The organism is Caloramator sp. (assembly GCF_020054765.1).
Lineage (GTDB): Bacteria > Bacillota > Clostridia > Clostridiales > Caloramatoraceae > Thermobrachium > Thermobrachium proteoclasticum.
In genome coordinates this window covers 1-20,608 of sequence record NZ_JAIHAO010000033.1, presented here as the reverse complement: position 1 = coordinate 20,608, position 20,608 = coordinate 1, and the positions used below count along the sequence as shown (strand labels likewise).

General features: G+C 29.9%; 21 protein-coding genes and 1 CRISPR repeat array. All 21 genes read left to right on the top strand.

The features are described 5' to 3' along the window. Window positions 1-285: 285 nt before the first annotated feature. The 21 genes from JG776_RS09635 to JG776_RS09535 all read left to right on the top strand — a co-directional run bounded on the left by JG776_RS09635 (window position 286) and on the right by JG776_RS09535 (window position 20,260). Window positions 286-1,446 (top strand): sensor histidine kinase, encoded by a 1,161-nt coding sequence (locus JG776_RS09635; RefSeq protein ID WP_291966960.1) that lies wholly within the window; start codon window positions 286-288, stop codon window positions 1,444-1,446. Between the two features lie 2 nt (window positions 1,447-1,448). After that, window positions 1,449-2,108, top strand: a complete 660-nt coding sequence (locus tag JG776_RS09630) for a response regulator transcription factor (protein ID WP_291966958.1) — start codon at window positions 1,449-1,451, stop codon at window positions 2,106-2,108. 135 nt (window positions 2,109-2,243) lie between these two features. Continuing rightward, entirely contained in the window at window positions 2,244-2,414 is a 171-nt protein-coding gene (locus JG776_RS09625) for a Flp family type IVb pilin (protein WP_291966956.1), read from the top strand. A gap of 62 nt (window positions 2,415-2,476) precedes the next feature. Further along, on the top strand, window positions 2,477-2,860 hold the full coding sequence (locus JG776_RS09620; protein WP_291966954.1) for a TadE family protein: 384 nt from the start codon (window positions 2,477-2,479) through the stop codon (window positions 2,858-2,860). An 11-nt stretch (window positions 2,861-2,871) separates the two neighbouring features. Next, window positions 2,872-3,756, top strand: a complete 885-nt coding sequence (locus JG776_RS09615) for a Tad domain-containing protein (protein WP_291966952.1) — start codon at window positions 2,872-2,874, stop codon at window positions 3,754-3,756. 35 nt (window positions 3,757-3,791) lie between these two features. Next, a complete protein-coding gene (cpaB, locus tag JG776_RS09610; protein WP_291966951.1) occupies window positions 3,792-4,667 on the top strand; it encodes a Flp pilus assembly protein CpaB in 876 nt (291 codons plus the stop codon). Window positions 4,668-4,739: 72 nt separating this feature from the next. Beyond that, window positions 4,740-5,807: a response regulator gene (locus JG776_RS09605; protein WP_366934201.1), complete on the top strand. Its 1,068-nt coding sequence runs from the start codon at window positions 4,740-4,742 to the stop codon at window positions 5,805-5,807. Window positions 5,808-5,820: 13 nt separating this feature from the next. Further along, entirely contained in the window at window positions 5,821-7,146 is a 1,326-nt protein-coding gene (locus JG776_RS09600; RefSeq protein ID WP_027309521.1) for a CpaF family protein, read from the top strand. Between the two features lie 15 nt (window positions 7,147-7,161). Beyond that, on the top strand, window positions 7,162-8,115 hold the full coding sequence (locus tag JG776_RS09595; protein ID WP_291966950.1) for a type II secretion system F family protein: 954 nt from the start codon (window positions 7,162-7,164) through the stop codon (window positions 8,113-8,115). A gap of 10 nt (window positions 8,116-8,125) precedes the next feature. Next, window positions 8,126-9,034 (top strand): type II secretion system F family protein, encoded by a 909-nt coding sequence (locus JG776_RS09590; protein WP_291966949.1) that lies wholly within the window; start codon window positions 8,126-8,128, stop codon window positions 9,032-9,034. Between the two features lie 5 nt (window positions 9,035-9,039). After that, entirely contained in the window at window positions 9,040-9,363 is a 324-nt protein-coding gene (locus JG776_RS09585) for a DUF192 domain-containing protein (protein WP_291966947.1), read from the top strand. Between the two features lie 173 nt (window positions 9,364-9,536). After that, window positions 9,537-10,157 carry a DUF975 family protein gene (locus JG776_RS09580; protein ID WP_291966946.1) on the top strand — a complete coding sequence of 207 codons (621 nt, stop codon included), beginning with the start codon at window positions 9,537-9,539 and terminating at the stop codon, window positions 10,155-10,157. A 212-nt stretch (window positions 10,158-10,369) separates the two neighbouring features. Next, window positions 10,370-11,119, top strand: a complete 750-nt coding sequence (cas6, locus tag JG776_RS09575) for a CRISPR-associated endoribonuclease Cas6 (RefSeq protein WP_291966944.1) — start codon at window positions 10,370-10,372, stop codon at window positions 11,117-11,119. 250 nt (window positions 11,120-11,369) lie between these two features. Next, a CRISPR array of direct repeats spans window positions 11,370-11,731; the repeat unit is 30 nt; unit sequence GTTTAAATCGGACCATATTGGAATTGAAAC. A gap of 90 nt (window positions 11,732-11,821) precedes the next feature. Next, a complete protein-coding gene (cas4, locus tag JG776_RS09570; protein WP_084106717.1) occupies window positions 11,822-12,331 on the top strand; it encodes a CRISPR-associated protein Cas4 in 510 nt (169 codons plus the stop codon). Window positions 12,332-12,342: 11 nt separating this feature from the next. Further along, window positions 12,343-13,332 (top strand): type I-B CRISPR-associated endonuclease Cas1b, encoded by a 990-nt coding sequence (cas1b, locus tag JG776_RS09565; RefSeq protein WP_073249384.1) that lies wholly within the window; start codon window positions 12,343-12,345, stop codon window positions 13,330-13,332. Between the two features lie 2 nt (window positions 13,333-13,334). Then, entirely contained in the window at window positions 13,335-13,598 is a 264-nt protein-coding gene (gene cas2, locus JG776_RS09560; protein ID WP_291966942.1) for a CRISPR-associated endonuclease Cas2, read from the top strand. A gap of 115 nt (window positions 13,599-13,713) precedes the next feature. Next, window positions 13,714-15,036, top strand: coding sequence for a type I-B CRISPR-associated protein Cas8b1/Cst1 (gene cas8a1, locus JG776_RS09555; protein WP_291966941.1), 1,323 nt, complete (start codon window positions 13,714-13,716; stop codon window positions 15,034-15,036). Then, complete coding sequence (gene cas7i, locus JG776_RS09550; protein WP_291966940.1) at window positions 15,036-16,019, top strand: type I-B CRISPR-associated protein Cas7/Cst2/DevR; 984 nt, start codon at window positions 15,036-15,038, stop codon at window positions 16,017-16,019. The genes cas8a1 and cas7i overlap by 1 nt, the downstream gene beginning before the upstream one ends. 12 nt (window positions 16,020-16,031) lie before the next feature. Next, window positions 16,032-16,664, top strand: coding sequence for a type I-B CRISPR-associated protein Cas5b (gene cas5b, locus JG776_RS09545; protein ID WP_291966939.1), 633 nt, complete (start codon window positions 16,032-16,034; stop codon window positions 16,662-16,664). Further along, complete coding sequence (cas3, locus tag JG776_RS09540) at window positions 16,651-18,861, top strand: CRISPR-associated helicase Cas3' (RefSeq protein ID WP_291966938.1); 2,211 nt, start codon at window positions 16,651-16,653, stop codon at window positions 18,859-18,861. Before cas5b ends, cas3 begins: the two co-directional genes overlap by 14 nt. Window positions 18,862-19,120: 259 nt before the next feature. Beyond that, on the top strand, window positions 19,121-20,260 hold the full coding sequence (locus JG776_RS09535) for a transposase (protein ID WP_291966937.1): 1,140 nt from the start codon (window positions 19,121-19,123) through the stop codon (window positions 20,258-20,260). The last annotated feature ends 348 nt before the right edge of the window (window positions 20,261-20,608 follow it).

Here is a 20,608-nt window from a genome sequence, read left to right as displayed (position 1 = left end):
ACCCTCGCGATGCCATCGTCCTGATGGCCGCTCGGCTCGGCACGTCCTGTGCCGAATTACGGACTTTTTCAAAGTCGAAAAGCAATAATTGCTAAAGCTTATGAAAGAGCCAAATAAAATCCTTTCATGGGGCTTTTTCATATTTTAGCTAACAAACAGGTTTGTCAACAATCTGTGTTTTTTATTAAAAACTTTTAAATTATGAAATAAAATTGGATAATTGATAAAAATATAATTAATGTTATAATGTAATTAAAAATTATATTTAAAAAGCGAGTGGTTTAAATGAAAAGAAGGGGCACAGAAATAAGTGAAATAAATGAAATAATAAAGAGAATAATAGAACAAATAAGCAACAGTAAAGAGATGATAATAAACATCATAGACAATGTGAAAAAAGAAGAGGCTGAATTAATTATAGAAATAAAACAGCTTAAGGATAAGATAGCTGAAATTATAGAGGAAGTGGATGAACTGGAGAAATTAGATAAGAAAATGAGGCAGTCCCTATCTGAAGTTTCAAGTAGATTTGATAAGTACACAGAAAAAGATATAAAGGAAGTATACGATAAGGCCTATGAGGTTAGGCTAAAACTTCTTACTAAACGAAATGAAGAAAAATCCTTAAGGGATAAAAGAGATAGATTAGAGATTCAGCTAAAAAAACTTGGAGAAAACATAAACAATGCACAAAAGGCTATAAGTCAAATAACTGTTGCATTAAAGTACCTTGAGGGTGAAGCATTGTCAACGTTGAATTTAGATGATAAAGAGTCGGAAATGTTAGTGGGCATAAAGATACTTGAAGCTCAAGAAGATGAAAGAAAAAGAATTGCAAGGGATATACACGATGGACCTGCACAATATGTAGCATCTGCAGTTATGAGAATAGATTTTGCTAAAAAAGTAATTGAAAAGGATTTAGATAAGGGAATGATGGAGCTTTCAGAGCTTAAGGAAGTTTTAAAGACTGCACTTAAGGAGATTAGAGCAATAATATTCGACCTAAGACCTATGTCCCTTGATGATTTAGGATTAGCTCATACAATACAGGAATATGTAAAATCCATAAAAGAGGAGAAGGATATAAAAATTGAACTTAAAATAAAACCAATAGATGATGAAATAGAACCTATAATACAGGTTGCAGTTTATAGGATAATTCAAGAGATACTAAACAACGTAAAGAAACATTCCAAGGCAAAAAATGTAGAGGTAAAACTTGATTATGGACTTAAGTATCTTATGATTGTTGTAAGTGATGATGGTGTAGGCTTTGACGTAGAAGAAACACTAAAGAAGGTTAAAACACAGGGGACAAACTATGGACTTTTAGGAATAATAGAAAGAGTAAATCAACTTCAGGGAGAATTTGAACTTGAATCTAAAAAGGGAGTAGGCACCAAGTTTAAAATTAAACTTCCTGTTAATAGGGGGGGTAATTAAGGATGATTAAAATACTTATTGCTGATGACCATACGCTTATAAGGGAAGGGCTTGAAAAGATAATTAGCCTTGAAGAAAATATGAAGATAGAATTTAAATGTAGGGATGGTAAGGAAGCATTAGAATATATTTTAAAAAATAAAATAGATGTTGCCCTATTAGATATTAATATGCCAAACCTTACTGGTATTGATGTTTTAAAAAATATTAAGAGTAAAAATATAGATATAAAAACTATTATACTAACAGTTGAAAGCGACAGAAACACCCTTTTTGAAGCAATAGAGGTTGGTGCAGATGGGTATATTTTGAAGGATTCTGCATCAGATGAGATAGTTGAGGCGATAAATACTGTATATAGTGGAGAAAAATATATAGATAAATCTTTAGTGTCTTTAATATTTAGCAGAATAAAGAGCAAAGAAGAAAGGATTTGTATATTTGATAAGCTTTCAAAGCGTGAAGTTGAGGTTCTGCTTTATATATCAAGGGGATTTAGTAATAAAGAGATAGCAGAAAAGCTTTTTTTATCCGAGAAAACAGTTAAAAATTATGCTACAAATCTATTTTTTAAGATGGGGGTTCACGATAGAGTACAGGCAGCACTTTTAGCAGTACAGAATAATATAGAGGAGTATTATAAAGGAAAGTACGAACAGTAGGGACTTAAGTCCCTATTTTTTTATGCCTAAGGTACTTCTATTTTAGTACCTTTGCTATCTACTTTATAGACTCTATCTAAAATATAATTAAATTAACAAAAACAAAAGCGAATATTATTAAGGGAGGTTATATATATGATTAGAACATTATTTAATCTTATGGCTTCAAGAAAGACGAAGGGACAAGGTATGGTTGAATATGCATTGCTTGTTGCACTTATAGCTGTAGTTGTTATCGGGGCATTAGTACTTCTTGGACCTGCAATAGCACAAAAATTCCAAGAAATAACACAACAATTAGGCTAATTAAATAAAAAAGAAATAGATATGCATAGTGCATATCTATTTCTTTAAAAAGAGGAGATGCTATGAAGTATAGAAAAAAAGGACAAGCATTACTTGAATTTGCAATATTACTTCCAATACTTTTACTAATTGTTATGGGTATATCAGAATTTGGTATAATGCTAAATTCTTATCTAACAATTCAAAATGCATCAAGGGAAGGTGCAAGGCTTGGAATTTTGGGGGCAGATGATAACGAAATAGTTCAAGCAGTATACAGTAGTGCCTCTCATATAGATACTAATAAACTGAATGTTATAATAACTCCAAATGATTCTAATAGAAGACCGGGTGAGACCTTAAGGGTTAGGGTGGAATATGAATATGACCTTATAATACCGATAATAAAAAACATATTAGGAAACCAAGTAGAACTTACAGCAGAAACAGCAATGAGAGTTGAATGAAGGTGATTTTAATGAAAAAAAGGGGAAATGCAGCCATAATAATACTTATTATGTTTGCTGCACTTTTATCTTTTTCCGCCTATGTTATAGATGTTGGGATAGTTTATGCAGAAAAAATAAAGCTTGAAAATGCAATTGATTCAGCCTGCCTATCAGCAGCATTAGAACTCCCTATAAATCCTCAAAGGGCAGAAGAGATTGCAAAGGAATATCTTGAAAAAAATGGGGTAGACGCCACAAAGGCAGAAATAGCTATATCAGAGGATAATAAAAGTATTGAAATTAGGGCAAAAAAGCAGGTAAATCATATATTTGCAAAAATTTTTGGTATCAACAAAAGTATTGTTTCTTCAAAATCTAAGGCGATTTTAGGACCAGCAAAATCCGTAAAAGGAGGGGTTAGACCCTTTGGGGTTGTTGCATATGACTTTACCTATGGTGATTTAGTTACGCTAAAAGAGGAGGCGGGGGATGGATATCACGGAAATTACAATGTGCTTGCAATAGGAGGGCAGGGGGCTAATGTTTTTTATATAAATGCAATGTATGGCTATGATGGTGTTATAAATGTTGGAGATATGCTTGATACAGAACCAGGTAATATGGCTGGGGTTGTTAACGATTTAAAAAACTATATTAACTCAGAAAATAGTACCTTTGAGAATTATAAGAGGGATTCTATACGACTATGGACAATACCACTTGTAAATACGATGGAGGTTGATGGTAGAAAGATGGTTTTGGTTGTTGGATTTGCACAGTTTTTCGTTGAGGATATAAATAAAAACTCTGGCAAGGCAGAAATTCAAGGGAGATTTATAAAATATGTAACAAATGCAGAAATTGATATGACACTAAATGACACAGGAGTTTATGGTGTTAAGCTTTCAAGGTAGGTGATAAGATGAACAGTTATTTTAGGAGGCTTTTGTTGTTTTCCTTTATATTATCAATACTGGTAACTTTTTTAGTGTATATGTATATAGGTAAATTAGGCTCAAAAAAGGAAAACCGATACTTTGTTAAGGTTTTAGTTGCAAACACTAACATACCAAAGGGGACTGTTATAGAAAAAAAGATGTTGAGGGAGATTGAATTACCAAAGGATAGCCTTCAGCAGGGATATATTAGGGATTATTCTTTAGTTTTAGGAAAATTTGCAAAGGAGAACATCATAAAGGATGAGATAATACTTATTGGCAAACTTCAGAGTGAGAAAATAGACGAGTTAAGTTTTAATATAGATGAAAATTATAGGGCACTTTCAGTAAGTGTTACAGGTGATACTGGTGTATCATACCTTCTAAAGCCAGGTGATTATGTTGATGTTATTGTATTTTTATCAGAGAAGAGGGAGAACAATAGAGTAATAAGAAGTGACATTGCAAAGGTTATACTCCAAAACATAAAGGTTTTAGCAGTTGATAGAAATATGACAAGACAAAACAATCCAAAGGATGATGGGAAGATACCTACAAGATTTTTTGTAACTCTTCAGGTTCCTGCACAGGATGTAGAAAAGCTTGTTCTTGCAGAGGATATAGGGAAAATTAAACTTTCCCTTAGAGCAAATAAAAGTACAGATATAATAAACTCAAATGGAGCAGTAGAAGCGGATTTTTTTATAAATAAAGAAGAAAAATATATCTACTATAAGGTAAAAAAGGGAGATACGTTAAGAAATATAAGTAGAGTCTTCTATGGACATCCTGATAACTATGACCTGTTAAAGGAGATAAACAATATAAAGGATGAAAATATAATAGTTCCTAATATGATTATAAAGGTTCCTGTTTCTAAAAAGTAGGAGTGATAGTATGAATAAAATAAAGATATTGATTGCAGATGACGTTAAAGAAACAAGGGATATCGTAAAAAAATAATAGAATTTGAAGAGGATTTTGAAATAGTAGGAGAGGCATTAGATGGAGAAGATGCAATAGAAAAAATAAAAAAGTTAAAACCTGATGTTGTTTTAATGGATATAAATATGCCTATTTTAAATGGACTTGAGGCAACAGAAAGGATAACGTCACAATTTAAAGATGTAATTGTGATTATTATGTCTGTTCAAGGGGAAAGTGAATATTTAAGAAAGGCTATGTTTTATGGGGCGAAGGAGTATATTATAAAGCCCTTCAATTATGACACTTTAGTAAATACTATTAAACTGACCTATGATAGATACAAGAATATAAAAGAAAGTGAAATAGATTCAAGGGATGGGAAGATTATAACCTTTTTTAGTTCAAAGGGGGGAGTAGGAAAGACTACATTAGCAGTAAATGCAGCAATTGAATTAAGCAAAAATAAAAAGGTGCTTCTTATGGATTTAGATTTAATGTTTGGAGATATATCCATATTTGTTGATGCTGTTGATGCAAAGACAATACTTGATGTGGTTGATGATGAAAACATAGATTCAATAAGCAGTATAAAATCTTATCTATATAATTACAATAAAAATTTAGATATAATGTTTGCACCTAAAAAGCCTGAAGCCTCTGAATATATAAGCAAAGAAATAGTAGAAAATATATTGAATACATTAAAGAGGCATTATGATGTTGTAGTGGTTGATACGGGGGTTAATTTCAGTGAAATAACGCTTTATATATTAGACATTTCCGACTATATACTGTTTATTTCAAATATGGATTTAGCTTCTTTAAAAAACACAAAGCTTGGACTTCAAGTTATGAGATCCTTAGGGTACGACAAAAATAAGGTTAAGGTTGTTGTAAATAGGTTCAAAACTGACTATGGAATAGGTAAAAAAGAGGCGGAGGAGGTATTTAAGGAGAGTATATTTTTAACTATATCAGATGATGAAAAGACCGTTATAAACTCAATAAACACAGGTAAACCCTTTATTGAGGGTAGTAAGTTTTTAAAATCTAAGATAGAAAAATCAATAGAAACTCTATGCAGACAACTTGAGATATAAAGGGGGCAATTATATGTCTCTTATTAAAAGGCTTGAAGAAAAAAATATAGAAACGAGGCAGAATAAAATAGAAAAGGAAATAGATCCTTATGTAAAATTAAAATCTAAAATACAGAACAAAGTAATAGAGGAACTTGATATAAATTTCAAGGATATATCAGAGGAAAATGATGAGGTAACACAAAAGATTAATGCATTAATCTTAAAAAATATTGAGGAGGAGTCATTAAATTTAACAAGCTCCCAAAAAAAGAAGATAAGGGAGGAACTTATAGATGAGATAATAGGTTTTGGACCTATTACACAGTTTCTAAAGGATGCAAGTGTTACAGAAATTATGGTAAACGGTCCAAATAAGATATATGTAGAAAGAAATGGGAAGCTTACCTTGACAGATGCAAAGTTTAAAAATGACGACCACGTAATGCACGTTATAAAGAAGATAGTATCTCCACTTGGAAGAAGAATTGATGAAAGTTCTCCTATGGTGGATGCAAGACTTCCAAATGGCTCAAGAGTTAATGCAATAATTCCTCCTCTTGCAATAGACGGGCCATCAATTACTATAAGAAAGTTCTCAGATGACCCCTTTACAGTTGAAGATTTAATAAGGTTTGGCACTTTAAATACTAAAATGGCTGAGTTTTTGAAAATATGTGTTCAAGGAAGGCTCAATATTGTTGTATCTGGTGGTACAGGAAGTGGTAAAACAACAACCCTTAATGTTTTATCATCCTTTATACCAAACGAAGAAAGAATAATAACAATAGAGGATGCAGCAGAACTTCAGCTATCTCAAGAGCACGTTGTAAGGCTTGAAACAAGGCCTGCAAACCTTGAGGGTAAAGGAGAGATAACAATAAGAGACCTTGTTAAAAACAGTCTAAGAATGAGGCCGGATAGAATTGTTGTGGGAGAGGTAAGATCAGGTGAGGCCCTCGATATGCTTCAGGCTATGAATACAGGTCACGATGGTTCCCTTACAACAGGGCACGCAAATTCTCCAAGGGATATGCTATCAAGACTTGAAACAATGGTTTTAATGTCGGGTATGAATTTACCTGTTAGAGCAATAAGAGATCAAATTGCATCAGCAATAGATGTTATAATACAGCAGTCAAGGCTTATGGATGGAAGTAGAAAAATAACCCACATAACTGAGGTTCAGGGTATGGAGGGGGATGTAATAATACTTCAGGATATATTTAGATTTGAACAAAGAGGAGTTGACAACAAGGGTAAGGTAAAGGGAGATTTTGTTTTTACAGGAGTTATGCCAAAGTTTATTCAAAAGCTTAAGGAAAAGGGAATAAACATTCCACAAGAAATATTTATGTAGTTTGGAAGTGATGATATGTTTCTATTACTAACTTTGATTTTTCTACTTTCCTTTTCAATTTTTTATTCTTTATCTATGTTAGCATTTAATCAAGTTAAGACGGTGGACAAGTTAAAACACTTTGATGAGGAATATGTTGAATTAAACTCTGAAGTTAAAAAGGAAAAATTTAATTTTATAAAATCCTTGTCAAAGCTTATACCAAACTTCAAGTTCAATGGCAGGATAAGGGAGTATGTTGAACTTGAACTTATAAGGTCAGATTTGCCATTAACCTACAACGAACTTGTTGTTATTAAAATATTAATTTCATTAATAACGGGGATAACCCTATATTTGTTGTCTAAAAACATAATAGTATCAGTATCATTATCCTTCTCCTCGTGGTCTCTACCAACACTTATTATGCTTAAGAGAAAAATAGATAGAATAAAAAAGTTTGATAGTCAGCTTTCTGAAGCAATAGTTATAGTTTCTAATTCCCTAAAGGCAGGGTATTCATTTTTGCAGGCAGTTTCAGTTGTAGGGGAACAGGTAAAGGAGCCCTTAGGGAAGGAGTTCAAAAGGCTTTTAAAGGAGATGAGCCTTGGATTGTCAGAGCAGGAGGCCTTTTATAATCTTCAAAGAAGGGTTACATCGGAGGATTTGAATCTCCTTATAAATGCCATATTAATTCAAAAGGATATAGGAGGAAACCTTGCAGAAATATTAGATAATATCACAGAAACAATAAGAGAGCGTCAGAAGATAAAAAATGAACTAAAGACCTTAACGGCACAGGGAAAACTTACAGGAGCAATTATTTCTCTTCTTCCTTTATTTTTAGGAGTAGTTATTTACTTATTTAATAGGGAATATATAATGCTTCTTTTTACAACGAAGATAGGCTTAGGAATGGTTATTTTTTCTTTTATATTTGAACTTATAGGCATTTTTATGATAATGAAAATAATAAACGTTGAATTATAGAGGTGGGACTATGCTTTTTTTAATACTACTTCTATCCTTTTTATCAGCCTTTTGTGTTATAAATTTAATTTTTATGATAGCTTTAAGAAATAAAATAACACTAAAGGGGAGATTAGATAAGATTAAGGAGGATGTCAAATTAGATGAACTTTCGGATAAATCCTTTTTAGAGAGAGCTGTAGTTCCTCTTTATCTTATTTTATTTAATTTCTTTTTAAAGTTTACTCCCGAAAACAAGATAAACAGGTTAAACAAAAGGTTAGAGCTGGCAGGATATCATAAAAATGACATAGGAAGATGGATATTTATTAAAACTGTATCCACTATAATCTCCTTTTTATTTTCCTATATCCTTTTTTATCTTTTATCCAACAGCATATTAAATTCTCTCATAATAGCTCTTTTTATTGGGATTTTAACAAGCTATCTATTTAGTTTTAATCTTTCAGTAAGGGTAAAAAGAAGAAAGAAGAACATATTAAGGGATTTACCCTATGTTCTTGATTTGATAACTGTGAGCGTTGAGGCTGGACTTTCCTTTGATGGTGCAATAGCAAAGGTAGTAGATAATATAAAGGGAGATTTAAGTGATGAGTTTGCTAAAACCTTAAAGGAAATAAGGATGGGAATACAGAGAAAAACAGCTTTAAAAAGTTTAAGTCAAAGATGTGATGTAAAGGAGCTCTCCAGCTTTGTTACTTCTTTAATTCAGGCAGATGAACTTGGTGTAAGTTTAGGTAAGGTTTTGAGAATAGAGTCTGCAAATTTAAGGGAGCAGAGAAAACAGGCAGCAAGAGAAAATGCAATGAAGGCACCTATAAAGATGCTATTTCCTCTTGTATTTTTTATATTTCCTACAATATTTGTTATAATTCTTGGACCTGCATTTATAAAGCTATATAATTTCTTTTTAAGGTGATAAATATGAAAAAGCTAATATATAAGGATAGAGAAATATGTAGAGTTTATTTTGCAAATAATTTCAAAGATAGACTATTAGGATATATGTTTAGAAAAAAGCCCCATTATGAGGCAATTCTTTTTAAACCCTGCAATAGCATTCATACTTTTTTTATGAGATTTAAGATTGACGTTCTTTTTTTAGATAAAAATATGGTGGTTATAAAAAAGATAGAGGGACTACCCAAGAGAAAAATAGCCTATGAAAAAGGTGCATACTTTGTAGTAGAGGCAGAGGAGGAAATTTTAAAGGAAATTAAAGTTGGAGAGAGAATAAAAATATGTTAATCCTAATATAGATTAGATAAGATGATAAGATGATAAAGATAAAAATAACCCCTATTTACATTTATTATTAAATAAATGTAAATAGGGGTTTATGTTTTAATATGTAGAAAATATTATAATTAGTTACTACTTATGTTATAATCGTAGACAGTTTTTTGACAAAGAGGATGGGTATGAACGTAAATTATTCACTAATCAAAAGCAATGCTGAATTAAAATTTGATGCAAGACAGAGACTAAAGGGCAACTGGGGTATGGCAATACTTGTTTGCTTTCTCGGTTCATTACTTCCAGGTATTCCAGGAGCAATCCCGTATATTGGGTGGATATTTGGTTTACTTATTGGTGGGCCCTTTGCCTTAGGTTTAGCAAGTAGTTTTTTAAGACTTGTAAGAAATGAGCCATTAGAACTTGAAAATCTGTTTGATGGTTTTAAAAACTTTGCAACGGCATTTTTAGCACAATTATTAATGTCAATTTTTATATTCCTATGGTCATTACTTTTAATTATACCTGGAATCATTGCAGCATATAGTTATTCTTTAACATTTTATATTATAAAGGATAATCCTGGAATTGGTGCTATGGAGGCATTAAGAAGAAGTAAACAAATGATGAAGGGATTTAAGGGAAAACTATTCCTATTACAACTTAGCTTTATAGGATGGGCAATACTATGTATCTTAACAGTAGGAATAGGATTCTTATGGCTTATTCCATATATAAAAACAGGAGAAGCCCAATTCTATGAAAACCTAAAGCAGGCATATGAAGCAAATAGTTTAGCTGAATAAAAAGGCAAAAAGTGACTTTATACTAAAATTTTCAAAGTCACTTTTTTAAATTTTTTTGAAATATTATGCAGGAAATTAGAATTTTAAAAAGAATATAATTACGTGGGTGAGATGAAAAAACAAATTTATTAAAAGATTAATTAGATGGAGTTAGTGTAATAGGATAAGAATTTATATTATTATGGAAAACTGTTGAATAATAGGAGGTTAAGATGAGAATTATTTTAAATTTAAATTCAAAGGACCAACAGTTGTTAGATATCAATTATAATTATTATATTTCAGCGTTTATATATAGCTGTTTGAAAGAAATAAACGAAGATATGGCTAATAAACTCCACAATGAAGGGTTTAGATGTAATTACAAAAATTATAAGATGTTTACTTTCTCTAATTTATTTTTTGAAAATTATAAAATTGAAAAAGAAAGAATAATATTTAGTGGAAATGTAAAACTTTCTATATCATCTCCTTTTTCTGAGTTTATTGAATATCTTGTTAAATCTATCCTTTTTAAAGAGGAGATAAAATTAGGTTCAGCGAAATTAAAGGTAGATGGAATATCGATACCTCCAATACCAGAATTTAAAGAAAGAATGAGATTCAAAACTATATCACCTATAACTATGTCAACAGCTTTATTAAAGGAAGATGGAAGGCTTTTAAAAAGAGATTTATATATAGAAGATGAAAGATTTATTGAAAATATAAGAAGAAATGTACTTGCTAAGTATGAGATAATACATAAAAAGTTGCCAGACGATATAAGATTTGATATTAACTTTGGGAAGAACACAAAAGGAAAACTTATAAAATATAAAAATGGGATAAACATTAAAGGATATTTAACTGATTGTGAGATTATAGGTAATCCTGAACTTATAGAAATAGCCTATGAATGTGGATTAGGTGATAGAAATAGTCTTGGTTTTGGTATGATTGAATGTTTGGGAAAATATTAAAATGTATAAGGTAAAATTACAAATTCTCTATTTTATGTAGAGAATTTTTTATTAAAAATATAACTTAAATTATATAAACATAATTTTAAGTAAATTTTAATATTGAAATAATGGAAATAATAAGTTATATTAGAATATAGAGGAATAAAGTTTGTAAACCTCCTATGGATTTTTTAATGACTGAAGGTTCCCGAAAAAAATTGGGTATTCATATATGGAGAACCTTTAAAAAATGCGACTTCCATAACGGGTTTAAATCGGACCATATTGGAATTGAAACATCGAGATTAAGGTTGCCGAAAACAACTCACAAATAGTTTAAATCGGACCATATTGGAATTGAAACAATTTAAACTGTTTGTATCCTTTATCAATAAAATATGTTTAAATCGGACCATATTGGAATTGAAACAATACTAAGAAAGATAAAAGAAGGTGATCCAAAAAAGTTTAAATCGGACCATATTGGAATTGAAACAACAGCGGTTTCAATTATGTTTAAAGAAAATGGGATGGTTTAAATCGGACCATATTGGAATTGAAACCCTTTTACAAGAAGGCTATTTGGTCTGCATATACTTCGTTTAAATCGGACCATATTGGAATTGAAACTTTTTTAAAGAGCAACTTTTTTAAGTTGCCCTTTTTTTATGTTTAAAAAATAAAAAAAGGGCAATAAATTTAATGAAAAGGAGGGATAAAATGGAAGTACCTGCAATAGATTTAAGAGCTACAGGAGTAGAAATTAATTATTTATTAGTATGTAAAAGGAAACTTTGGTTTTACTCAAAAGGTTTAACTATGGAGCATAATTCAAACAAGGTAGAAATAGGTAAGCAAGTACACGATGATAAATTAGAAGGAAAAAAAACAGAGTTATTAATCGATGAAACAATAAGAATTGATTATATTGATAAAGACTTAGCAATACACGAAATAAAAATGAGCAGAGCAGAAGAACAGGCTACAAAATATCAGATACTTTATTATATTTACTATTTAAGACAGAAAGGTATTCAATGTAGCAAGGGGGTAGTACACTACCCTCAAGAAAGAAGGACAGAAACAATAGTATATGATGAAAAAGCTTATGATGATATACAAAATTTACTTAATCAGATTAATTATATAAAACAATTAAATATTCCACCAAAGCCAGAGTTTACCCATAAATGTAAAAAGTGTAGTTACTATGAATTGTGTTTTTGTTAAGGAGTGGTTATATGAAAAGAAATTATTACATTATGAATAGTGGCAGACTAAAAAGAAAAGATAATACTCTATATTTTGAAACTGAACAGGGTTCAAAAGCTATACCAGTTAATGATGTAGAGAGTGTTTTAATTTATGGTGAAGTAGATATGAATACAAAAGCACTTAATTTCTTATCACAGAATAATATAATGGCACATATTTTTAACTATTATGGATATTATTCAGGTACGTTTTATCCGAGGGAAAAATATAATTCGGGATACCTGATTATACAACAAGCAAAGCACAACATAGATAATGAAAAAAGATGTTATATAGCAAGAGAAATACTTTATTCTGCAAGTTACAATATAGTAAAGAATATAAAACATTATGAGGATAAGGATATAAAACTAAAAGAAATCATAGAAAAAATAGAAAAACTAAGGCAGAACCTTTTAACAGCTTTTGATATACCAACTATAATGGGTATAGAAGGTAACATAAGACAGCTATATTATGAATCTATACCAATTATAATAGGCGAAAGATTTGAATTTAAAGAAAGGGTAAAAAGACCACCTAATAATCCTATGAACGCCTTAATTTCTTTTGGAAACTCTGTTATGTATACAACCGTATTAGGTGAAATATACAATACTCAGTTAAATCCTACCATAAGCTATCTACATCAACCTGGAGAGAGAAGATTTTCTCTTGCTCTTGATGTTGCAGAGATATTTAAGCCGATTATAGTAGATAGAGTAATATTTAAAATAATTAATGAGGGCATCATAAAGGAAAGTGATTTTTTAAAAGAATTAGAGTATTGTTATTTAAACGATGAAGGCAGAAAAAAGTTTTTAAGAGAATATGAGAATAAGCTTTCATCAACAATTCATCATAAGAAATTGGATAGAGAGGTTAGTTACAGGACGTTAATTAGGCTTGAACTTTATAAACTAATTAAACATTTAATTGAAGAAGATAAATATGAAGGATTTAAGATGTGGTGGTAATTGTGTATGTTTTGATTGTATATGATGTTGGAGAAAAAAGAGTTAGTAAAGTACTAAAATTTTTAAAAACTTATTTAAACTGGATTCAAAATTCAGTATTTGAGGGAGAGGTTACTGAAGCACAGCTTCATAGGATTAGAACACAGATTTACAAAATAATTGATTCTGAACAAGATTCAGTTATTATTTTTTCTTCAAGGGATAAAAAATGGTTAACTAAAAGTGTCATTGGAAAAGAAAAAAATGAAATAGATGTATTTATTTAGTTGAAGATTTTATAATAAATATAAAACATAGAAGGATTTTTTAAATAAATGTAAAATATATTATATTGGAAATAAATTTTGTAAATTGAAAAAATTATTAAAGGAGGTGAATTGGTTGGGGTATTTTGATTATACAGGTAATCCCTTTGTTGACGCAGGCATTTCATCAATGCTGGCATATTTAAATAAGAAAAATCCACAAGATATAGATGATAATGATCTTGAAAAGATTAAGAATTTATTAGTTGAACTATACCTTAAAGATAAGTGGAATAAAAGTTTATCTTCTATTTTTCCAAACAGCAAAGTTACTAATCCAGCTATTAAAGATAAGAAAAAAGAGTATAGTAGTTTTTTAGAAAATTTAATTGAAGAAATAAAATCTATAGATAATGGGGATTATTGTGTGTCTTGTGGTAAAAACAAAGTTAAAACAAAATATTATAAGTCATATATTCCTTTAATTGGTTCTGGTAGCTTTAGAAATTTTTTCTCTAATTTGATTGACGGAGAAAGATACTGTGCAGGTTGTGTTTTTGCTATTCAAGCATCACCGTTGAGTTATTATACGTGTGGAAAATATTTTGCTCTAATACATTCATCAGATTATTCAATTCAAAAATCTTGGGCAAGAATTTGCATAAAGGATATTCAAAAACAAATTTCTACAAATAATTATACAGGATGCTATAACGAAAACTATTCAAATGCAGTGAATGCGTTATTTAATATAGCAGACAAACTAATTGATGAATATTTAGATGAAATAGAAGAAGGTTCAGAAATAATGCTTTATAAATTTACAAATAATAATCAAGCACCTGAACTTTTTATATATAGATTGCCTGATAAAGTGTTTGAATTTTTAAAGAAGGTGTATTATTTGCCTAATAGGCAGGAATGGAACAGATTAATAAAAAAGGGATATGTTTTAACAAAGAAAATAAAAGAAGATGATGAAGAAAAGATAAAAAACCAAAGAAATAATGTATATGAAAGACTTTTAAATAATGAAAGCATAGTACGATATTTTTTTATTAAGGGAAAAAGAGAAATAATCGGTGATTTTAGAATGTTTTCCCTCTATTTAAAGGAGGTGTTGGGATTGGATGAAAAGAGAATAGAGGTTATTAAAAATTTAGCAGACAACGTATCAGAATACATAAAGAAGACAGAAAAATTAAATAGACTTTATGATTTAGAAAAGGCTGATACAAGAGCAAAATTTGCAAATGTTTTGTTGAAAATTACTAAGGACAAACTAAAAATGAATGAAGACAAGCCTTTAATTACAATGGAGGAGTATGTTAACTATATAGTTAATGAAGGAAATTTTAGAGAATCTCAAGATATAATGCTCTTTAGAATATATGAAAATTTATTTGAATGGTTTAAGGGAAGAAATTTAACTGATTTAGAAGATGAGGAGGATAAATGATGAAAAGCGTATTGGGGTTTTATTATATAAATGCACCGCATTCTATTTTAAATAACGCAGGTTCAGATGAAGGAGCAAGAACAGATAACTGTGTTATTGTAAAAAAAATAAAAAAGGGAAGAGAAAGTTATGTGTATGTTTCACCACAGGCTTTTAGATATTGGTTTAGGAATTCATTAAAAAATGAAAAAGGATGGAATTTATCACCTATTACAAGAGATAAAAAAATAGCTTTTACAGAAGTAAATCCAGTTGAATATGAAGATGATGATATGTTTGGATATATGAAGACAGAAGGTGGTACAGTTACAAGAATATCTCCCTTTAAATGTTCACCTTTGATTTCAGTTTTCCCAGAGAGAATAGTAAATGATTATGCTGTTATGTCAAGGCACGAAGGAGATCCGGTTCCCTATGAGTATGAGTTCTATTCAACAGTTTTAAAGGGTATATTTGCAATAGATGTTGATAATTCAGGTTATTTTATAAAAAAAGAAAAGGCGGGTTATAAAAATATTTCAGAAGATTTTTTAAAGAAATACAAGGATAATGGGAATGTTGAAAAAGTAGAAGATGGAATAAAATTAAAAAAAGAAGAAAAAGTAAAGAGAATAAAGGATATGATTGAGGTAATTCCATATCTAACAGGTGGTGCAAAAGAAACAACTCATCTTACAGATATTGTACCAAGGTTTATAATATTACTTGCTATAAATGGCGGTAACCACATCTTAATGGATATTGCAAAAACTGATGGAGAAAATGCAACCATTAATATTAATGCATTTAAAGAAATGTTAAATGATTATGATGATAGAATATTAACAAATATCTATATAGGAATAGCAGATGGATTTAATGATAAATTAAAGGAAGAACTTCTTGTGTTATCAAAAGATTTTACAAAAAAGAAAATGATAGTATCAACAGTAAAGGATGCTTGTTTTAATTTTTCAAAAGAAATAGAAAACATCGTTGACTAAAGAGGTGGTTAGATGGAGGTATTAAGAGTTCATATTAAGGGTTGGACAGCTTCCTTTAGGTACCCTAATTTTATTTCTGGATATCAGCCAACACTTCCTGTTCCACCTCTATCAACAGTATTTGGAATTCTTCAGTGTGTTAAAGGAGAATATGTTACATTAGAGAATACTGAAGTTGGGTATTTTTTTAAAAGTAGTGGAAGGTGCGTTGATTTAGAACATATATATGAGGTTGATGAAAAATTTTTTGCAAAATCAAATATTTGTAGAAGAGAAATATTGTTTGAACCAGAGATGTATTTGTATATAAAAGATGTGAAATTTGAAGAATATTTTAAAGAACCAAGACATCAGATTTTGCTGGGAAGAAGTCAAGATTTGGCATATATTGAGAGTATAAGAAAAGTAGAGTTAACTAAAGCAGAGGAACCTGTATTATTCGGAGGTACAACAGTTCCATTTCCTAATAAGGGGGCATTTGGCTTTGTTTTAGCTCTGCCCTCCTGCTTTACAGAAGATATACCAAGAGAGGTAGTAGATGTTAAACCCTTTTATATAGTTGATGAATTTAGGAAGTGTAAAATAGATGGAGTTTATTATGATGAAGAATTAAATATTGGGGTGTATATGCATGGCAAACATTGATTCTGTGCTTGCTAAAAAGGAGGGGGAAACCCTCCTTTCTCATACAGAAAACGCACTAAAAGTGTACAGAGATATAAGGGAGATTTATAGAGATGCTCAAAATATTATTAATGATAACTTATTTTTTGAAAAAATATTTATTTCTATTTTTATGCACGATTTAGGTAAGATATCAAAAGGGTTTCAGGAATCGATGAATTTAGGGAAAAAGTGGGGTTATAGGCACGAAATATTATCTGCAAGTTTATGTGGACTTATTGATAAAGAAGATGAATATATTTATGATGTTGTAATGGCTATTATAACACATCATAAGGACTGCAATGAATTAAGAAAAAAATACAATACAAAGGATAAAGTAGCAGAGCAAATATTTGATGAACAAGTTGATATTTTTTTAAAGGATGAGAGCAAAATAATTGAATTTTTAAATAATGTAGGAGAATTGTCTGAGAAATATTTAGGATATAGACTAAATATATTTAACAAAAAACTAACAAGGGATAGTTTGATAGATGGATATAAAAGGTGTGTATATAAGTATCTTAAATTAAAGGAAGATTTGGATGAAACAAATAAAATTAAATATATGTTCTTAAAAGGTTTTGTTACAGCGGCCGATCATTTAGCGTCAGCCAATATTTATAATATTACTAAAATCAATGTAGATATAGAAAGAGTGTTGGGATTTAAAGTTTTTAGGAACACACAGGAAGCTTGCAAAAAAATAAAGGGGGATATTTTTTTAATAGCCCCAACTGGTAGTGGAAAAACAGAGGCTTCATTACTCTGGAGCTTTAATCAGGGGAGAAGCAATAAAAGACTGTATTATGTTTTACCTTATACAGCTTCAATAAATGCTATTTATAAAAGATTTGTGAATTATTTTGGAGAGGACAATGTTGGTATTTTGCATAATAAGGCATCATATTTTTTAAATAAATATTTATCTGAGAAGAATGAGGATATGTCTTATAAAGAGATTAAAAGCATACAGGATCTAAGTAAAAAGATATATAGACCTATTAAAGTTTTAACTCCTCATCAAATTATAAAGAATTTTTTTGCACTAAAAGGATTTGAACAGAGAATAAGTGAGATGCAGGGTGGACTTTTTATTTTAGATGAAATTCATTCGTATGATGCAAGGCTCACAGCATTATTACTGTGTACTTGTAAATTTCTTAAAAAAATAGGTGCAAGTTTTTTTATTATGTCAGCTACTTTGCCTAAATTTATAATGGATATGTTTAAAGAGGAGTTAGAAATAAAAAACATTATTACTATGCCTAAAGATGAATTAAAGGAGTTTACACGACATAGAGTTGTTATTAAAGAAGGATGTGTATATAAGTATATTGATGAAATAGTTGAAAAAGTTTTATCAGGAAAAAAAGTACTTGTAATTTTAAACACAGTTTCAGAGGCACAAAATGTTTATAAGCTTTTATCAGAAAGATTGAAGGATACTTCTATAAAGTATATACTTCTTCACAGCAGATTTATATTGAGGGACAGAGAAGAAAAGGAAAAGGACATAGATAATTACGATTTGCTGATTGCCACTCAAGTTGTAGAGGTATCGCTTGATATAGATTATGATACTTTATACACTCAACCAGCACCCTGTGATGCTCTAATTCAAAGATTTGGTAGAGTAAACAGAAAAAGAAGGAAAGGAATATGTGATGTTAATATTTTTACTGTAGGTGGAGAGAAGGATAAGTTTGTATATAGAAATCAAGATTATGTTTTTAAAACATTAGAATGTTTAAGAGGGGTTGACATTTTAGAAGAGGATAAAGTTCAAAATATAGTTGATAAGGTTTATCAAATTGGGTACTCTCCAGAAGATAAGGAATTATTTGATAATGTTAAGAATAGTTTTGAATACATAGTTAATAGATTAACACCTATGATAGAGGATGAAATGCTTGAAGAAGAATTTGATAAGATGTTTGATTCATTTCAAGCTGTACCTTTTAAATTTAAAATAGATTATATGAAAGCCATAGATGATGGGCAATATTTTGAAGCAATGGGATATTGTGTTCCAATAACATCTGGTCAGTTTTTTAGGTTTAAAAAAGAAAATAAGATAGAATATGATACAAAGTACCATATGTATTTTGTAAACTGTGAATATAATAGTGAGCTTGGCTTATTGGATGATGAAAAGGAAGATAATTTTATATAACTAAAATAGTGCTATAATATTGTTTTTATATAATCTCCTAAGTTCGGCAGGTAATTTTATATGAACTGAACGATTTAGTATATAAGAAAAATTCTAAAAAACTATGTTATATACTATAAATTTTTATAATTGAGCAAATTTCATATTTTTAAAACATTGATATAACTGAATTTTTCTTAATACAAAAAGGAAATTCACCCCAAATGTCGAATATATTAAGTACCACCAAAATAAAACAACAAAGGAGTGAATTCTACTTATGTATATTCGACAAGAAACCTTTTTATCCTTCGAAGAAATAATAAAATTTCAACCTAAAACTAAAATTCAAATGGTTTTATCCCAATTAGATTTTACTGTTTTTGAAGCAAATCTTTCTAAATCTGACCATGAGAGAGGCCCAAAGGGCTATGAAGCATCAAAACTTATCTATGCGTTGATTGCTATGCAATTAGAGAAAATCAAAAATATACATGGTCTTGTAGAAAGACTTAACTCAGATCCTGCTTTAAGATATTACTGTGGCTTCGATATTTTAAAAAAAGCACCTTCTGAATCGACCTTTAGTAGATTTCTTGATAAAATTTCCTCATCTGATTACTTGCAAGAGGAATTTAAAAACTTAGTTTTAAAAGCTAAGAAATTGGGTATCATTGATGGAACCAAAGTAGCAATAGATTTTACAAAACTGGATTCCTTCGAAAGTCCAAAACCTAAGTCTAAAATTGAGAACGATGGTATTTCCCCTAACTGGGGAAAGAAAAAGGATACTGATGGTAATGATATTAAATGGTTTGGCTGGAAGGCTCATATACTCGCTGATTGTAAAAGTGAGCTTCCGCTCAATATAATCATTACTCCTGCAAGTAAAAATGATAGTATTGTAGCAATACCTTTAATAAAACAGCTTAAAGAATTCTATGGTTCAGCATTTACACCAAGCTATTATATAATGGATTCTATATATGATATAGATGATAACTATAACTACATAATCAAAGAAACAGAAGGCCAGGCCATCATAGCTTACAATAAGAGGGGTAGCTTCGCTCCACCTGAAAGAATGAATGATAACCTGCATCCAATATGCTCGTTAGGTTACGAATTAACATATTGGGGCAAGGATGGTGATTATCTCAAATTCAGGTGTCCTCATGCCGTAGGCAAAATAAACTGCTTAAATGGAATGAATTGGTGTAGTAACTCTAACTATGGGTATTGCCTCAAAGTAAACTATAAAAATAATCATAGATTCTTTAGTTATCCTATTAGAGGCTCAGAAAAATGGCAAAGTCTTTATGATAAAAGAACCTCTATAGAAAGATGTAATAGTAGATTAAAGGATTATCTTAATACAGATAATATAAGATCTTCTGGAATCCATAAGGCTAATTACTAAATTGCATAACATTAATTGCAGGAACAATTGCTGTAAATACTAAAAAAACATTATCCACAGTAGCTTAATTTAATTTTATATATTTTCAAGTTATCCACAAGAAATTTGGATGGCTTATTAAAGTGCACTTAAAATCATGTAAAATTATTCACATAGAGAAAGTTAAATATTTTTTAATTGTGCAATTTCCTCAATTACCTGTCGAATTATAATTTTAAATAAAATAAAATTATAGATATTAGCTTCAATTTTAATATTGAAATAATGGAAATAATAAGTTATATTAGTATATAGAGGAATAAAGTTTGTAAACCTCCTAAGGAATTTTTAATGACTGAAGGTTCCCGA

Coding starts and splice junctions, on each gene's coding strand:
- JG776_RS09635 (WP_291966960.1), top strand. CDS start 286: ATGAAAAGAAGGGGCACAGAAATAAGTGAAATAAATGAAATAATAAAG.
- JG776_RS09630 (WP_291966958.1), top strand. CDS start 1,449: ATGATTAAAATACTTATTGCTGATGACCATACGCTTATAAGGGAAGGG.
- JG776_RS09625 (WP_291966956.1), top strand. CDS start 2,244: ATGATTAGAACATTATTTAATCTTATGGCTTCAAGAAAGACGAAGGGA.
- JG776_RS09620 (WP_291966954.1), top strand. CDS start 2,477: ATGAAGTATAGAAAAAAAGGACAAGCATTACTTGAATTTGCAATATTA.
- JG776_RS09615 (WP_291966952.1), top strand. CDS start 2,872: ATGAAAAAAAGGGGAAATGCAGCCATAATAATACTTATTATGTTTGCT.
- JG776_RS09600 (WP_027309521.1), top strand. CDS start 5,821: ATGTCTCTTATTAAAAGGCTTGAAGAAAAAAATATAGAAACGAGGCAG.
- JG776_RS09595 (WP_291966950.1), top strand. CDS start 7,162: ATGTTTCTATTACTAACTTTGATTTTTCTACTTTCCTTTTCAATTTTT.
- JG776_RS09590 (WP_291966949.1), top strand. CDS start 8,126: ATGCTTTTTTTAATACTACTTCTATCCTTTTTATCAGCCTTTTGTGTT.
- JG776_RS09585 (WP_291966947.1), top strand. CDS start 9,040: ATGAAAAAGCTAATATATAAGGATAGAGAAATATGTAGAGTTTATTTT.
- JG776_RS09580 (WP_291966946.1), top strand. CDS start 9,537: ATGAACGTAAATTATTCACTAATCAAAAGCAATGCTGAATTAAAATTT.
- cas6 (WP_291966944.1), top strand. CDS start 10,370: ATGAGAATTATTTTAAATTTAAATTCAAAGGACCAACAGTTGTTAGAT.
- cas4 (WP_084106717.1), top strand. CDS start 11,822: ATGGAAGTACCTGCAATAGATTTAAGAGCTACAGGAGTAGAAATTAAT.
- cas1b (WP_073249384.1), top strand. CDS start 12,343: ATGAAAAGAAATTATTACATTATGAATAGTGGCAGACTAAAAAGAAAA.
- cas7i (WP_291966940.1), top strand. CDS start 15,036: ATGAAAAGCGTATTGGGGTTTTATTATATAAATGCACCGCATTCTATT.
- cas5b (WP_291966939.1), top strand. CDS start 16,032: ATGGAGGTATTAAGAGTTCATATTAAGGGTTGGACAGCTTCCTTTAGG.
- cas3 (WP_291966938.1), top strand. CDS start 16,651: ATGGCAAACATTGATTCTGTGCTTGCTAAAAAGGAGGGGGAAACCCTC.
- JG776_RS09535 (WP_291966937.1), top strand. CDS start 19,121: ATGTATATTCGACAAGAAACCTTTTTATCCTTCGAAGAAATAATAAAA.